16 protein-coding genes are annotated in these 14,292 nt (G+C 76.9%); 7 read left to right on the forward strand and 9 right to left on the reverse strand.

Going from position 1 to position 14,292, the window contains the following annotated elements:
- Positions 1-5 precede the first annotated feature (5 nt).
- Entirely contained in the window at positions 6-578 is a 573-nt protein-coding gene (locus tag ACTWPP_RS33385; RefSeq protein ID WP_443108375.1) for a TetR/AcrR family transcriptional regulator, read from the forward strand.
- Positions 579-605: 27 nt separating this feature from the next.
- Here ACTWPP_RS33385 and ACTWPP_RS33390 read toward each other — a convergent pair whose 3' ends face one another.
- Together ACTWPP_RS33390 and ACTWPP_RS33395 are read right to left on the reverse strand one after the other, a co-directional pair.
- A complete protein-coding gene (locus ACTWPP_RS33390; protein ID WP_443108376.1) occupies positions 606-1,577 on the reverse strand; it encodes a GlxA family transcriptional regulator in 972 nt (323 codons plus the stop codon).
- Between the two features lie 7 nt (positions 1,578-1,584).
- Entirely contained in the window at positions 1,585-2,205 is a 621-nt protein-coding gene (locus tag ACTWPP_RS33395; protein WP_443108377.1) for a cysteine hydrolase family protein, read from the reverse strand.
- Positions 2,206-2,420: 215 nt separating this feature from the next.
- Here ACTWPP_RS33395 and ACTWPP_RS33400 point away from each other — a divergent pair, with 215 nt between their 5' ends.
- The 4 genes from ACTWPP_RS33400 to ACTWPP_RS33415 are packed head-to-tail and all read left to right on the forward strand — an operon-like array spanning position 2,421 to position 5,932.
- Positions 2,421-3,701 (forward strand): carboxylate-amine ligase, encoded by a 1,281-nt coding sequence (locus tag ACTWPP_RS33400; RefSeq protein WP_443108378.1) that lies wholly within the window; start codon positions 2,421-2,423, stop codon positions 3,699-3,701.
- A complete protein-coding gene (locus ACTWPP_RS33405; protein ID WP_443108379.1) occupies positions 3,698-4,846 on the forward strand; it encodes an iron-containing redox enzyme family protein in 1,149 nt (382 codons plus the stop codon). Before ACTWPP_RS33400 ends, ACTWPP_RS33405 begins: the two co-directional genes overlap by 4 nt.
- Complete coding sequence (locus ACTWPP_RS33410) at positions 4,846-5,601, forward strand: HemK2/MTQ2 family protein methyltransferase (RefSeq protein WP_443108380.1); 756 nt, start codon at positions 4,846-4,848, stop codon at positions 5,599-5,601. The genes ACTWPP_RS33405 and ACTWPP_RS33410 overlap by 1 nt, the downstream gene beginning before the upstream one ends.
- Positions 5,582-5,932 (forward strand): CDGSH iron-sulfur domain-containing protein, encoded by a 351-nt coding sequence (locus ACTWPP_RS33415; RefSeq protein WP_443108381.1) that lies wholly within the window; start codon positions 5,582-5,584, stop codon positions 5,930-5,932. Before ACTWPP_RS33410 ends, ACTWPP_RS33415 begins: the two co-directional genes overlap by 20 nt.
- A 104-nt stretch (positions 5,933-6,036) precedes the next feature.
- On the opposite strand, the gene ACTWPP_RS33420 is transcribed toward ACTWPP_RS33415, so the two are convergent.
- From ACTWPP_RS33420 to ACTWPP_RS33445, 6 genes are all read right to left on the reverse strand, one after another.
- Positions 6,037-6,288 (reverse strand): hypothetical protein, encoded by a 252-nt coding sequence (locus ACTWPP_RS33420; protein ID WP_443108382.1) that lies wholly within the window; start codon positions 6,286-6,288, stop codon positions 6,037-6,039.
- A 64-nt stretch (positions 6,289-6,352) separates the two neighbouring features.
- Positions 6,353-7,429 carry an NAD-dependent epimerase/dehydratase family protein gene (locus ACTWPP_RS33425; protein WP_443108383.1) on the reverse strand — a complete coding sequence of 359 codons (1,077 nt, stop codon included), beginning with the start codon at positions 7,427-7,429 and terminating at the stop codon, positions 6,353-6,355.
- Positions 7,430-7,551: 122 nt separating this feature from the next.
- The gene (locus tag ACTWPP_RS33430) at positions 7,552-8,349 is read right to left on the reverse strand and encodes a methylated-DNA--[protein]-cysteine S-methyltransferase (RefSeq protein ID WP_443108384.1); all 798 of its coding nucleotides are present in this window, start codon (positions 8,347-8,349) and stop codon (positions 7,552-7,554) included.
- The gene (locus ACTWPP_RS33435) at positions 8,346-9,005 is read right to left on the reverse strand and encodes an RNA polymerase sigma factor (RefSeq protein ID WP_443108385.1); all 660 of its coding nucleotides are present in this window, start codon (positions 9,003-9,005) and stop codon (positions 8,346-8,348) included. Before ACTWPP_RS33435 ends, ACTWPP_RS33430 begins: the two co-directional genes overlap by 4 nt.
- Positions 9,006-9,073: 68 nt before the next feature.
- Positions 9,074-9,739, reverse strand: coding sequence for a response regulator (locus ACTWPP_RS33440; protein ID WP_443108386.1), 666 nt, complete (start codon positions 9,737-9,739; stop codon positions 9,074-9,076).
- A gap of 39 nt (positions 9,740-9,778) precedes the next feature.
- Positions 9,779-10,687, reverse strand: a complete 909-nt coding sequence (locus ACTWPP_RS33445) for a histidine kinase dimerization/phosphoacceptor domain-containing protein (RefSeq protein ID WP_443108387.1) — start codon at positions 10,685-10,687, stop codon at positions 9,779-9,781.
- 141 nt (positions 10,688-10,828) lie between these two features.
- Here ACTWPP_RS33445 and ACTWPP_RS33450 point away from each other — a divergent pair, with 141 nt between their 5' ends.
- On the forward strand, positions 10,829-12,787 hold the full coding sequence (locus ACTWPP_RS33450; RefSeq protein WP_443108388.1) for a sensor histidine kinase: 1,959 nt from the start codon (positions 10,829-10,831) through the stop codon (positions 12,785-12,787).
- Positions 12,784-13,452 carry a response regulator gene (locus tag ACTWPP_RS33455; RefSeq protein ID WP_443108389.1) on the forward strand — a complete coding sequence of 223 codons (669 nt, stop codon included), beginning with the start codon at positions 12,784-12,786 and terminating at the stop codon, positions 13,450-13,452. The genes ACTWPP_RS33450 and ACTWPP_RS33455 overlap by 4 nt, the downstream gene beginning before the upstream one ends.
- Positions 13,453-13,479: 27 nt before the next feature.
- On the opposite strand, the gene ACTWPP_RS33460 is transcribed toward ACTWPP_RS33455, so the two are convergent.
- The gene (locus tag ACTWPP_RS33460; protein WP_443108390.1) at positions 13,480-14,118 is read right to left on the reverse strand and encodes an NADPH-dependent F420 reductase; all 639 of its coding nucleotides are present in this window, start codon (positions 14,116-14,118) and stop codon (positions 13,480-13,482) included.
- Between the last annotated feature and the right edge of the window lie 174 nt (positions 14,119-14,292).

A 14,292-nucleotide genomic window follows, 5' to 3' on the forward strand; every position in this document is an offset into this window, starting at 1 on the left:
GCGCGATGACCAGGAGCATGATCCTGCGCGACCATGTGCGTGCGGGGATTCTCGATGTGGCCGCCACGGTGCTGGCCGAGCGGGGCGAGTCGGCGAGCATGACCGACATCGCGCAGGCCGCCGGGGTGGCGCGGGCGACACTGTACCGCTACTTCCCCAACCGGGAGGCGCTGCTGTACGCGCTGTACGAGGCGGCGCTGTCGGAGCTGACCGAGCGGCTCGCCGACGCGCGGCTGGACGCGGTGCCGATCGAGGAGGCCGTGGCCCGGATGACGCGCGCGACGATCGCGGCGACGAGCCGGTACCGGGCGCTCGGGCTGTTCGACTCCTCGCCCAGGGAGGCGCGGCGCGTCGAGCGGCAGCTCGCGGTTCCGCTGCGGGCGGTGTTCGAGCGCGGCGCCGCCTGCGGGGCCTTCCGCCGCGACCTGCCCGTCCACACGCTGGCCGAGCTGTACTTCAGCCTGCTGGAGGGCGTGGTGTCGCGGGTCATCCGGCACCGGCTGAGCGTGGAGGAGGCCAGCGCGTCGGCCACCACGCTGTTCCTGTCGGGCGCGCTCGCCCCGCCGCCGTCCCCCTGAGCCACCCGGCGGGCCGGGCGGGGCGGGTCAGGGGGTGCGGGCGCGGAGGCGGCGGAGCATGCGGGCGTCGGTGAAGCCGACGGCGCGGGCGGCGGCGTCGGCGGTGGCGCCCTGGCCGATGAGGTGCCCGGCGCGTTCCAGCCGCAGTTCCTGCTGGTACCGCAGCGGGGTCAGCCCGGTGGCGGCGGTGAAGCGGCGGGTGAGGGTGCGTTCGCTGACGCCCGCCGCGGCGGCCAGGGCCGCCAGCGGCAGGGGGCGGGTGTAGCCGGCGTCGATGAGGTCCTGGGCGCGGTGGACGGCGTCGCTGAGGTGGCCGCGGTGCCGGAGCATGATCCCGGCCTGGGGTTCGTCGCCGTTGCGGCGCGCGTACACGACCATGGCGCGGGCGGCGCGGGCGGCGGCGCCGGGGCCGTGCCGGGCGGCCAGCAGGTGCAGCGCCAGGTCGATGCCGCTGGCGATGCCGGCGGAGGTGACGACGCGGCCGTCGGTGACGTACAGGACGTCGGGGACGACGGTGGCGCGGGGGTGGCGGCGGGCCAGGGCGTCCTGCAGCTCGTGGTGGGTGGTGCAGCGGCGGCCGTCCAGGAGCCCGGCGTGGGCGAGGGCGAACGCGCCGGCGCAGACGCTGGCGACCAGCCCGCCGGCGGCGTGGTGGGCGGCCAGCAGGCGGGCGGCGCCGCGCGAGACGGGCGGGGCGTGCGGCCCGCCGCGGCCCCACCGCCATCCGGGGACCATGACGATGTCGCCGGCGGTCAGGCGCGGCCAGGCGGCGGGGGCCCGCAGGGGCAGGCCCTGGGCGGTGACGACGCCCAGCGTCCCGGCGTCTTCGGTCCCGGTGCCCTCCGCGTGCGCGTCTCCCGGCTCGGCGCCGGGGTGGTCGGCGATGTAGGACAGCCGGTAGGGCAGGCCGTCGTCGGCGGCGGTGGAGAACACCTGGGCGGGCCCGGCCAGGTCGAGCAGGTGCACTCCGGGGACGAGCAGGAAGGCGATCCGGGTCACGATCCGGTCAGCTTACAGCGCCCACCGCGCCGGGGGCGAGGTCGTCGAGGGAGGCGATGTCGGCGAACCGTCCGGCCAGGGCGTACTCGGTGCGGGCGATGATCTGGTCGACGGGCAGGGTGGCGGGGTCGGCCAGGACGTCGGCCAGGGGCCGCCCGGGCGGGGCGTCGCGGTGGGGGATGGGGAAGGTCGCGGTGGCGTCGGTGACGAAGGTGACCCGGTAGCCGAGGTCGGCGGCCAGGCGCGCGGTGGTCTCGCAGCACTGCTCGGTCTGGATGCCGCAGATGACCAGTTCCCGGACGCCGTGCTCGGTGAGCAGCCGCTGCAGCGCGGTGGTGGTGAAGGCGTTGCGGGAGGTCTTGGTCAGGACGGGCTCGCCCGCGGCCGGGGTGAGGCCGTCCATGAGGCGGACGTGGCCGAGGTCGGGGTCGAACGCGCCGCCGGTGCCGGGCTCGGCGTGCAGGATCCACACGACCAGGTCGCCGGCGGCGCGGGCGGCCGCGGCGAGGCGGGCGGCGCGGGCGTCGATGTCGGGGGCCGACACGGCCCGCCAGTTCGGGCGGCGGCGGAAGGACTCCTGGACGTCGATGACGAGGAGTGCCCGGCTGATGCCGGTGTCGTGGTTCATGTCCGTGATGCTGCCCGGGCGCGGCGGCGTCCGGCAGGCATCATCGCGGCGCGATGCGGAACGATCCGGTCACCGGACCCCACCTCGCGGAAAGGATCTTGGATGGGGGAGGGAGGGGCGGTTCTGGCCGGGCATCCCGGTATGGCGGGCCCCCGGGCGGCGGGGTCCGCACGGTTCGCGGGGGACCGGTGCGCGGGGCTCAGGGGGGATGCGGCATGGGCGGGCACGACGCGGGCGGGGGCGGCGCCGGGGAGCCGGGGGTGACCCTCGGGGTCGAGGAGGAGTTCCTGCTGGTCGACCCGCGGTCGGGGGTGTGCGTCCCGCACGCGGAACGGGTCCTGGCGGGGGCGGAACCGCACCCGTGGCGCGCGTCGGGCGCCGCGTTCCACGCCGAGCTGCTCACCTCGCAGGTGGAGGCGGCGACCGGGGTGTGCCGGGACCTCGCGGACCTGCGGGCGCAGCTGCGCGGCGGGCGGGCGCGGCTCGCCGGCGCCGCGCGCGCGGCCGGCGCGCGGCTGGTGTCGGCGGGGACGCCGGTGCTGGACGGGCGGCCGCCGCCGGTGGCGGCCGGCGACCGGTTCGCCGCGATCACGGCGGCGTACGGGGAGGTCGTGGAGGACTATCAGGCGTGCGGCTGCCACGTCCACGTGGGCGTCGCGGACCGGGAGACGGCGGTGGCGGTGGTGAACCATCTGCGGCCGTGGCTGGCGGTGCTGGTGGCGCTGTCGGCGAACTCCCCGTTCGACCACGGCCGCGCCAGCCGCTACGCCTGCCGCCGGATCGTGGAGATGACGCGGTTCCCGGGCGCGGGGACACCGCCGTTCTCGGCGTCGGCGGCCGAGTACGACGGGCGCGTCGCGGCGCTGGTGGAGGCGGGCGTCCTGGTCGACGAGGCGATGAGTTTCTGGCTGGCGCGGCCGTCGCCGCGGTGGCCGACGGTGGAGGTGCGCGCGGCGGACGCGGCGGCGACCGCCGACGAGGCGGTGCTGCAGGCGGCGCTGGTGCGGGGGCTGGTCGGCGCGGCGCTGCGGGACCTGGCCGGCGGGCGGGAGGCCCCGCCCGTGGACGGGCAGGTGTGCGCGGCGGCGCTGTGGAACGCGGCGCGGCACGGGATGGACGGCCCCGCGCTGGACCCGTTCACCCGGCGGGCGGTGCCGGCGTGGCGGCGGGGCGAGGACCTGCTCGCCCGCGTCGGCCCGGCGCTGGCCGGGACCGGGGACCTGGACACCGTGTTCACGCTGGTGGAGGGCGTCCGCCGCGCCGGGACGGGCGCCGACCGGCAGCGCCGCGCGGCCGGGCGGGGCGGCCCCCGCGCCGCGGTGGACCTGCTGGCCCGGCAGACCGAGTCCGGCGGGCTCGCGGGCGGCGCCCCGGACGTCCCGGCGGACGGGCCGGGCCGGGCCGCCGGAGCGGCACCGGGGGAGGAACCGGGCGTATGGGACGCGTGTGAGCGGGTACCGCTGCTGGACATCCCCCGCACCACGGAGGACACATGACCGTTCTGCAATCCCCCGGGCACGTCCCTCAACCGGCGCCTCAGCGGCCCCCTCGGGCGCCCCTCCGACCGGCGCGCCAGGCGGTGCCGGTGCTGCCCGCCGCGCGCGGGCCCCTGTCGCGGGCGGTCGTGGAGGCACTGGCGGCCGGCCCGCCGCCCGGCCCCGCGCGGGGCCGGGCACCGGCCGCGCACGCGGTGCGGCGGGCCGGGTCCGCCGACCCGTACGGCGAGGATCTGCAGCTGGCGCTGCACACCTGTTTCGAGCTGCACTACCGCGGGTTCGCCGGGGTGGACCCGGACTGGGAGTGGGATCCGGGGCTGCTGCGGCTGCGCGGGGTGATGGAGCGGGCCTTCCTGGCGGCGCTGCGCCGGGACACGGCGGGACGCCCCGGCGGGACCGGCGTGCAGGACGCGCTGGCGGAGCTGCTGACCGAGCCGGTCGGCGCACGCGGCGTCACCCACCATCTGCGCGACGACGGGCAGTGGTGGCAGCTGCTGGAGCACGCGGCGCTCCGGTCGGTGTACCACCTGAAGGAGGCCGACCCGCACGCGTGGGTCGTGCCCAGGCTGCGGGGCCGCGCCAAGACGGCGCTGGCCGCGGTGGAGCACGACGAGTTCGGCGGCGGCCGCCCGGAGATGATCCACCAGGGCCTGTACGCCGACCTGCTGGACGATCTGGGCCTGGACCCCTCCTACGGCGCGTACGTGGACGCGGCGCCGGCGGTGATGCTGGCGACGGTGAACATGATGTCGCTGTTCGGGCTGCGGCGGTCGCTGCGGGGCGCGCTGGTCGGCCATTTCGCCGCCGCGGAGATCACCACGGCGCCGTCCGCGCGGCGGATGGCGCGGGCGCTGGAGCGGCTGGGGGCCGGGCCGCGGGCCGTCCTGTTCTACACCGAGCACATCGAGGCCGACGCCGTCCACGAGCAGGTCCTGCGCCACGACGTGATCGGCGGGCTGCTGGAGGACGAGCCCGGCCTGGCGGGGGACGTGGTGCTGGGGGTGCGCGCGACGGGCCTGCTGGAGGACCGCCTGGCCGCGCATCTGCTGGGGTCCTGGTCCGGGCGGCCGCCGCGGTCGTCGCTGCGCCGTCCGCTGCCGGGCTCGCCGGGCGGTTCCGTGGCCGCGGACGAGAGGGGCCGGTGATGCTGCTGCTCAGGCCGCCGGGCGTGTACCGCCCGCAGTCCGACACGCGGCTGCTGGCGGGAGCGCTGCGCAGCGCGCGGATCCCCGCGGGCGCGCGGGTGCTGGAACTGGGCACCGGGACGGGCGCGGTGGCGATGACCGCCGCGCGGAACGGCTGCGAGGTCGTGGCGGTCGACGTGTCGGCGCAGGCGGTGCTGGCGGCGCGGGTGAACGCGCTCGTGCGGGGCCTGCCGGTCCGGGTGCTGCGCGGCGACCTGTTCGCGCCGGTGGCGGGCGAGGTGTTCGACGTGATCGTCGCCAACCCCCCGTACGTGGCGGGCGACGCCGACCCCGCGTCGGCGCGGGGGCGGGCCCGCGCGTGGGAGGCGGGGCCGGGCGGCCGCGTGCTGCTGGACCGGATCTGCGCCGCGGCGCCGCGGCACCTGACGCCGTCGGGGACGCTGCTGGTGGTGCATTCGGCGCTGAACGGGGTGGCGGCGACGCTGGTGGCGCTGCGGCGCGCCGGGATGCGGGCGTCGGTGGTGGCGCGGCGGCGCGAACCGCTGGGCCCGGTGATGCGCGGACGGGCCGCCGAACTGCGGGCGCGGGGGCTGCTGCGTCCCGGGCAGCATTACGAGGACCTCGTGGTGGTGCGCGCCGACCGGGTCGAGGGCGTTGCGCGGCACGCGGCGTGCGCGGAAAGCGACGGACACGACGGGCACGACGGGCACGAGGGACTGCGGGAACGTGGGGGCCATGGCCGCCGCGCGGCCTGACCGCGCCGCCGCCGGGCGGCCTGAGCAGGCGGCGCCGCCAGACGGAGGCGGGCGGGACCGGCGGCGGGTCAGGATGGTGCCGGGCGGGCCGGTGCTGGTGGAGGGCCCGGTCGAGGTGGTCCTGCAGGACGGGAGGACGGTCGTGTCGGACCGTTTCCTGGTGGCGCTGTGCATGTGCCGGCGCAGCCGCGCCTACCCGTTCTGCGACACCAGCCACCGCCGCCGCGTCCGCGCGGACGATCCAGACAGGCCGAATGAGTCGGACAGGCCGGACGGTCCGGACGGTGAGCGTCCACGTGGCGGCGACGGAGGGCGCGGGGAGGGCCGCTGAGCGATCCCCCGGGTCCTCCCGTTCCTCCCGGCTCTCCCGGTCCGTCCGTTGCTCCCGGTCCTCTGGGTCGCCGCTCCGGTCGCCTGCGGCCCCGGCGGGCCGGTTCAGCCGCCGAGGCTTTCGAGGGCGACGTCCAGGCGCTGGGCGAGGCGTTCGATCTGCTCCTCGTTGGCGCCGGTGTCGAGTTCGGCGATCACCGCGTCCCGGGTGGTGATGACCAGCGTCTCCTCGGGCCCGCCGTCGCGGGACGGGTCGGCCGGGACGACGGTGGCCTTGCCGGCGACGACGACGAGCGCGGCGTCGCGGTCGGCGGAGGCCAGCAGAGCGTGCAGGTGGTCGGGAGTGATCGTCGGCATGGTGACCTCCGGGTTCGTGTCCGGCGCTGGTGAATGTCCCGTGTGGGCGGATGTGCGGGCGCGGTCAGGGTTTTCGGCCGATGCCGGTGACGAACTCGCGGGCGCGCATCGGCCCACCGGTCTCGGGCGACAGCGGCGGGGTGTCGCGCCCGGCCCCGGTCCGCAGCCCTTCCAGGAACTCCTCGATGGCCTCGCGGGCGGTGTGCCGGGGCGTCCAGCCCAGCTCGTCGCGGGCCCGCGACACGTCCATGATCGGGATCTCCAGGGCCAGGTCGAACAAACCGGGGGAGGCGGGCACCAGGTGCAGGGTCCACGCGGCGGCCAGCGCGGCCCGCACGCCGCGCGCCGGGAGCCGGACGGTGCGGGCGCCGAGGATGTCGGCGAGTTCGGCGGCGTCCAGGACGGGTTCGGCGGCGATGTTGAACGCGCCGCGGGCCTTACCGGTCGCGGCGAGCCGGAACGCCTCACCGGCGTCGGCCGAGTGAAGCGCCTGCAGCCGCAGCCCGGGCAGGTCCGGGACGGCGGGGACGAGGTCGCGACGGGCGAGCCGGCCGGGCAGCAGCGGCCCGGCGAACAGGCGCCGCTGCTCCGACGCGGTCTGGCGTTCGAAGATGAACCCGGGCCGGATCCGCACGACACGGCACCCGGGGTTGCGGGCCTCGAACACGTCCAGGAGCCGCTCGACGTAGGCCTTCTCGCGGCTGTAGGCGGCGCCGGGCCAGCCGTGCGTGGGCCAGGACTCGTCGACGGCCCGGTCCTTGGGGCCGGGGGAGTAGGCGCCGACCGACGAGGAGTACACCAGGTTGGGCACACCGGCCTCGGCGGCGGCGTCGAACACGCGGGAGCTGCCGACCACGTTGGCGTCCCACGTCACCGCCGGGCGGTGGGTGGGCTGGAACAGCCAGGCCAGGTGCACCACGACGTCGGCGCCGCGCATCAGCGGGACCAGGTCGCTGTCGGTGACGTCGGCCTCGGCCCACTCGACCTTGCCGGTATCGGCGCCGGTCCCGGCCGGGTCGGCGTCGCGGCCGGGTTCGCGGCGGGCCAGGCCGGTGATGGCGGTGACGTCCGGGTCCGCGGCGAGGGCGCGGACGGTGCTGGTGCCGATGTTGCCGGTGGCGCCGGTGACGACGACGCGCATGGCGGCCTCCCCCCTGGTCGGCCGTCCCTGCGGGGCCGTTCCCGCAGGTGGACGGGACCGCCCCATTCCCGCCCCGGGCCGATCTATGCCGCCGCGCCGGTCCCGCCCGCCCCGGGGGCGGGTCAGGCGGGACGCGGGTCGCCCGGGCGGCAGTGCAGGCACGGCCGGTACCCGGCGGCCTCCGCGGCGGCCAGGTCACCGAACCCGCGCCGGTGCCCCGGCGTGATCCGGCGCGCGTCGGCGCAGGTGGGGTAGCACACGATCCCGGTGGTGTCGCTGCCGACCAGCCGCACGCCGCGCCGCGCCAGGTCGGTGACCTCGTCGACGTCGACGTCCTCGGCGCGCAGCAGCCGCTCCTTGGCGCCGGCGCCGAACACGTAGTCGCCGAGCGTCCCGTCCGAGCGGGTGACGCGATGGCAGGGGATCAGCAGCGGGACGGGGTTGCGGCCCAGCGCCGACCCGACCGCGCGGACCGCCCTGGGCCGCCCGGCCCGCCGCGCCACCCACGCGTACGGGCGGATCTGCCCGCGCGGGATCTGCGCGGCGGCGCGCAGCACGGCGGCCTCGAACTCGCTGAGGCCGCGCAGGTCCAGCCGCAGGCCGCCCAGCCGCCCGGTGCGCAGCGCGGGCACCAGCCCGGCGGGCGGCGCGGCGGCGGGCAGCAGCGGCCGCCCGAACCGGGCACGGAACGCGGCGGCGAACTCCCGCTCGTCCATGCCGGCGCGCAGGTAGGCGACGCCGTGGTCGGTGAAGGCGACCTGCAGGCCGGGCGGCGGGCCGGGCAGCGGCCCGGGGACGTGGACGCGGCGGGCCGCGATGCGGTCCAGCAGGTCCGGGGGCGCGTCGGCGGCCAGCCCGGCCAGTTCGGCCGCCAGCCCGCCCGGGCCGGGTGCCTCGCCGGTGGGGTCGTTGCGGGTCATCTGGTGCCCCCCTTCTCCTGCTGCGGATCATGTTCTGCGGGGTCCGGGCCCGCGCCGCCGCGGAGTTCGCGGAGGCGGGCCAGGCCCCGGGAGATGTGCGATTTGACGGTGCCCTCGGGCATGCCGAGGACGGCGGCGATCTCGGCGACGGGCAGGTCGGTGACGTGCCGCAGCACGACGGCGGCGCGCTGGTCACCCGACAGCCGCGCCAGCAGCGCCCCGAGCTCACGCCCGGTCTCGCGGCGCGCCGCGGCGTCCTCCACGCCCTCCCCGGGGTCGGGCGGGTCGGGGACGTCGTCGATCGGGCCCGGCGGCGGACGCCGCGCCGCCGACCGCAGGCTGTTGCGCCACACGTTGGTCAGGATCGTCAGCAGCCACGCCCGCGGCCGCAGCCCGGCGATCCGTTCCTCCCCGTAGCCGCACAGCGCCCGGTAGGCGCGCAGGAACGCCTCCGCGGACAGATCCTCGGCCTCGGCCCACCGCCCGCACAGCCGCAGCGCGGTGGAGAACACCGCCCCCCGGTACGCCTCGTACAGGACCGCGAACCCGTCGTCCAGATCACGCGACAGCGCCGCGACGACCCGTGCGCCCGCCGCGTCGCCGGTGCCCGCGGCGCCGCCCGGGGGAGGGGAGAGAGCTTCGTCCGTAACCGTCACATCCGTTCAACACCGCCGCGTCCCGCCCGGTTGCGGTCCCGCGCCGGGCCCGGCGGCCGTGAGGCCGTTCAGCCGAGCCATCCGGGACGGATCATGCCCGTCTCGTAGGCCAGCACCACCAGCTGCGCCCTGTCCCGCGCCCCCAGCTTGGCCAGGATGCGGCTCACGTGGGTCTTGGCGGTCGCGGGCGACAGCACCAGCCGCCCGGCGATCTCGTCGTTGGACAGCCCGGCCGCGACCAGCCCCAGCACCTCGCGCTCCCGGTCGGTGAGGGAGTTCAGCTCCACGGCGGGCGGCGGCGCGGTGATCCGGGACGCGAACTCGGCGATGAGCCGCCGCGTCACGGTCGGCGCCAGCAGCGCGTCGCCGCGCGCCACGACCCGCACCCCGTGGATCAGCTCGGGCGGCTCGGTGTCCTTGACCAGGAACCCGCTGGCCCCGGCCTTGATCGCGCCGTAGACATAGTCGTCCAGGTCGAACGTCGTCAAGATCACGACCCGGACGGCGTCGAGCCGCGGGTCGGTGATGATGCGGCGGGTGGCCTCCAGCCCGTCCAGGACGGGCATCCGGATGTCCATCAGCACCACGTCGGGCCGCAGCTCCGACGCCTTGCGCACCGCCTGGTCCCCGTCCCCGGCCTCGGCGACGATCTCGATGTCGTCCTCGCCCTCCAGGATCGACCGGAAACCCGCCCGCACCAGCGTCTGGTCGTCGGCCAGCATCACCCGGATCACGCGATCCCCTCCCTCTGCTCCCGCTCATCGTCCCCATCGTCACGGCCGTCCAGCGGCAGCCGCGCCCACACCCGGAACCCGCCCGCCGTCCCCGCCCCCGCCGCCCCCGCCGAACCCGCCGTCTCCGTCCGCGTCGACCTGCCGCAGCACGCCCAGCACCCCGCGCAGCTCCCGCAGCGTCTCCTTGCTCGCGGACTTGATCGCCTCCAGCGCCGCGTACGCGCGGTCCGGATCGTCACGGCGGTACAGCGCCGCCCCCGCCTGCACGTTGATCAGCGAGATCTGGTGCGCCAGCACGTCGTGCAGCTCCCGCGCGATCCGCAGCCGCTCGGCGATCGCGCGGCGCCGCGCCTCGGCCTCCCGGTCCCGCTCGGCCTCGGCGGCGCGCCGCTCGGCCGCCTCGGCCCGGTCGCGACGGCTGCGCACGTACTGCCCCACGGCCACGGTGACCAGCAGCACGAGCGACAGCGACGCCACACCCCGCGCGTCCACGATCGCCTCGGGGTCGCCGCCGCCACCGCCCCGGAACAGCGACGCGCCCAGGAACCCGGCGTTCACCACGATCACCGCGCCCAGCGACACCACCAGCCGGCACTCCACCGCCGCGGTGAACAGCGCCACCCACAGCACCAGCCCGACCGGCCCGTCCGGATACCCCATCGGGTAGTACAGCGGCGGCGTGACCACCCCGATCACCAGCACCGCCACCGGATGCCGCCGCCGCGCCGCCAGCGCGAGCGTGGACACCACGATCAGCGCGACCCCGCCCGGCCACAGCGCACGGTCCCCGGGCTTGCCGGCCGACACGGTCAGCACCAGCGTCACCGCCATCGCGGCGACCGCCAGGACGGCGTCGGCGGCCTGGCCGCGCGGCCACCACGGCGCACGGACCGCCGCGCGGGCCGCGCGCACGGCACCGCGCACCCGGCGGGGAGGGGTCGCTGTCACGGGCCAACCGTAGTTCAGCCGCGCCCCCTCCCACACCACACCCCAAGATCATCGCAGCGGCGGCCGATCGCCGCGGCCCCCGCCCGCACCCCTGACTTTCGTCAGTAACACCGCAGTTCACCGGCTTGTAGCGTGGAGCGCGTGAACGACACGGCGTCCCCACGCCCCGCCTCCCGCCCCGCCACCGGCCCGCGGCGCGCCGGTGCCGCGGCGGCGGCCCGGGCCCGCGCCGCCGGCGCCGCCGCCGCGCGGACCGCCCGGCCCGGGACGCTGCGCGAGGCCGTCCGCCGCCCGCACCGGCCCGCGCTGGTCAAGGACGTCCTGCTGTACGCGGCCCTGGCCTTCCCCATCACCGTCGACATGATCTCGCCGCTGCAGCCCACGCTGGCGTCGTGGTGGCTGCTGGTCGGCGGCCTCGCGGTCCTGGCCGCCGCCATCGCGGTGTGCCGCACCTGGCCCACGGCGGCCCTGCTCACCTCCATCGCGCTGATCCTGCTGCACGGCAACTTCGTGTTCGCCATGCCGGTGCTGTCCTACCTGACCGGCAGGCGGACCACCCGCGCGCAGCCGCTGCTGTGGGTGTTCACCACCGTGTTCGTGGCCGGGACGGCCCTGTCCGTCGCCCGCGGCCTGGCCGTCACCGCCTGGTTCCCCTCCACGGTCTGGCTGGTGCTGCTGGGCGTCCTGCCCTGGCTGGTCGGCCGCTACTGGCGCCAGTACCAGGAACTCCTGCACGCCGGATGGGAACGCGCCGAACACCTGGAACACGAGCAGCGCATCATCGCCGAACGCGAACGGCTCCGCGAACGCGCCCGCATCGCCCAGGACATGCACGACTCCCTCGGCCACGAACTCGCCCTCATCGCCGTCCGCGCCGGCGCCCTGCAGGTCGCGCCCGGCCTGGACGACCGGCACCGCGACGCCGCCGCGCAACTGCGCGCCGGCGCGGCCGAGGCCACCGAACACCTCCGCGAGATCATCGGCGTGCTCCGCGAGGACACCGCCCCCGGCGTCCCCTTCCCGGACGAGACCGCCCCCGGCGAGCCCGGCCTCGCGGAGAGCGGCCTCTGGGAGGGCGGGCCGGACGGGACCGCGCCGGTCCGGCCCGCCCGCGAGAGCATCCCCGACCTCGTCGAACGCGCCCGCGCCTCCGGCGTCCCCGTCCGCCTCACCGGCACCGCCGCGGACCTGCCGGACCTGCCGCCGATGGTCGCGCTCGCCGCCCACCGCGTCGTCCAGGAGGCCGTCACCAACGCCGCCAAGCACGCACCCGGCGCCGCCGTCACCGTGCACCTGACCCACCCCGAACCCCGCGAAACCGCCGAGCCGGGGGAGCGGGCCGGGCCGCGCGGCGCGGTGACGGTCACGGTCACCAACGACGCCCCGCCCGGAGGGCCGCCGCTGCTGCCCTCCGGCGGCCGCGGCCTGACCGGCCTCACCGAACGGGTCCGCCTCCTCGGCGGCACCCTGCACGCGGGCCCCACCCCCGCGGGCGGCTTCGAGGTCACCGCCGACCTGCCCCGGACCCCGCCCACCGGCCGCCCCATCGGCCGCCCCACCGGCCCGCCCGCCACCGTCACCACCGCGCCCAGGCCCGCCTCCAGGCCCGCGTCCACGGCCGCGACGGCACTGCGCGCCGCCCTCGGCCTCACCGTCCCCCCGCCGGGGGAGTGGCCCTCCGAATCGGCCCGCCACCTGGCCCGCGAACGCCGCCAGGTCCGCCGCGGCCTCATCACCGCGATCGCCGTCCCCGCCGCGCTCATGACCGCCATCGGCGCCCTCATGGCCGGCTACTACATCTACGCCACCCTCAACTCCGTCCTGCCACCCGCCGACTACGCCGCACTGCGCGTCGGCACCCCCCAGGACCGCGTCCGGGACACCCTCCCGCCGATGGAGACGATGGGCGCCGGAATCGTCCGCGACACCGTCCCCGAACCCGCCCACGCCGACTGCCGCTACTACCGGCCCGACGCCGACCTGCTCGGCATCTCCCGCATCTACCGCCTCTGCTTCACCGGCGGCCGGCTCACCGAAAAAAACGCCTACGACACCGGCCGGCTCAGCAACCAGCACCGCCAACGACAGGAGAACCCGTGATCCGGGCACTGCTCGCCGACGACGAGGCCATGATCCGCGCCGGCGTCCGGGCGATCCTGACCGCCGACCCCGGCATCGACGTCGTCGCCGAGGCCGCCGACGGGCACGAGGCCGTCGAACTCACCCTCCGGCACCGCCCCGACGTCACCCTCCTGGACATCCGCATGCCCCGCCTCGACGGCCTCGCCGCCGCCGCCGAACTGCGCCGCGCCGCCCCCGCCACCGGCGTCATCATGCTCACCACGTTCGGCGAGGACGAATACATCGCCCGGGCCCTGTCCGGCGGCGCCAGCGGCTTCCTCCTCAAATCCGGCGACCCCCGCGAACTCATCGCCGGCGTCCGCGCCGTCGCCGGCGGCGCCGCCTACCTGTCCCCGAAGGTCGCCCACCGCGTCATCACCGAACTCGGCGGCGGCCGCCTGTCCGGCGGCGCCCGCGCCCGCCGCCGCACCGCCGGCCTCACCCCCCGCGAACGCGACGTCCTGGCCCTGCTGGGCGCCGGGCTGTCCAACGCCGAGATCGCCGCCCGCCTCCACGTCGTCGAAGGCACCGTCAAGGCCTACGTCAGCGCGATCCTGACCCGCCTGGACGTTCGCAACCGCGTCCAGGCCGCCGTCATCGCCTACGAGGCCGGCCTCGTCGACGCCACCGACGACACCCCCTGACACCCCTGCAGGGCAGGGGCGGGACGGTCAGTGATGGACACCGAAATTGAACGACGCCGTACCCAGACGCGCGTTCACCGCCAGCCACAACGGCAGCAGCTGCTCCACCGCACGCGCCGTCGACAGCGGCCCCAGATCCACGATCCGCTCCGCCGCCCAGCCCAGATCACCCAGCAGCCCGCCCGTCACCTTCTTGGCGTCCTCATCGTCACCCGACACGAACACCTGATGCCCGCCCGGCACCGACGACGGCGCCACCATCACCGTGTTGTTCATCGTGTTCAGCGTCTTCACCACCCGCGCCCCCGGAAACGCCCGCTGAATCCGCTCCGCCAGGCTCAGCCCGTCCGGCGCCAGCACCACCGGCGGGAACCCACCGGAGAAATCCAGCGGGTTCGCCACGTCCACCAGCGTCCTGCCCGCCAGATCCCCCGCCGCGCCCAGCGCCTCCAGCGACACCGCACCGTTGGTGGCGTTCACCACCACCTCCGCGTCACGGCACACACCCGCGAAATCGCCGTGCCGGCCGCCGTGCGCCGCCGCCCACTCCACGGCCCGCCGGTTGTCCACCGTCCGCGACCCGAGCCCCACATCGTGCCCGGCGCCCGCCAGCGCGCCCGCCAGAGCCCGCCCCACATCGCCCGTGCCCAGAACCGCGATCCTCATCCCGCCCCCGCAATCCGCTCAACGCCCCGTACAGGCGCCCGTACGGCCCATCGTCGGTGCCCGCGCGGCAGCCCGTCCAATAGCCGCTGTGATAACCGGCGGCTATGACCCCGCACCGCCACCACACGACCCCGCACACGACGACGGGCCGCCCCGCAGCGGCGCCCAGAAGAA

It is taken from the genome of Actinomadura sp. 3N407 (assembly GCF_052245875.1).
In the GTDB taxonomy this organism is placed as follows: domain Bacteria; phylum Actinomycetota; class Actinomycetes; order Streptosporangiales; family Streptosporangiaceae; genus Spirillospora.

Bases quoted from the DNA above. Each gene is read 5' to 3' on its own strand.
- ACTWPP_RS33460 (WP_443108390.1), bottom strand. From the start codon at position 14,118: ATGAGGATCGCGGTTCTGGGCACGGGCGATGTGGGGCGGGCTCTGGCG.
- ACTWPP_RS33415 (WP_443108381.1), top strand. From the start codon at position 5,582: ATGGCCGCCGCGCGGCCTGACCGCGCCGCCGCCGGGCGGCCTGAGCAG.
- ACTWPP_RS33405 (WP_443108379.1), top strand. From the start codon at position 3,698: ATGACCGTTCTGCAATCCCCCGGGCACGTCCCTCAACCGGCGCCTCAG.
- ACTWPP_RS33395 (WP_443108377.1), bottom strand. From the start codon at position 2,205: ATGAACCACGACACCGGCATCAGCCGGGCACTCCTCGTCATCGACGTC.
- ACTWPP_RS33425 (WP_443108383.1), bottom strand. From the start codon at position 7,429: ATGCGCGTCGTCGTCACCGGCGCCACCGGCAACATCGGCACCAGCACC.
- ACTWPP_RS33420 (WP_443108382.1), bottom strand. From the start codon at position 6,288: ATGCCGACGATCACTCCCGACCACCTGCACGCTCTGCTGGCCTCCGCC.
- ACTWPP_RS33385 (WP_443108375.1), top strand. From the start codon at position 6: ATGACCAGGAGCATGATCCTGCGCGACCATGTGCGTGCGGGGATTCTC.
- ACTWPP_RS33400 (WP_443108378.1), top strand. From the start codon at position 2,421: ATGGGCGGGCACGACGCGGGCGGGGGCGGCGCCGGGGAGCCGGGGGTG.
- ACTWPP_RS33410 (WP_443108380.1), top strand. From the start codon at position 4,846: ATGCTGCTGCTCAGGCCGCCGGGCGTGTACCGCCCGCAGTCCGACACG.
- ACTWPP_RS33430 (WP_443108384.1), bottom strand. From the start codon at position 8,349: ATGACCCGCAACGACCCCACCGGCGAGGCACCCGGCCCGGGCGGGCTG.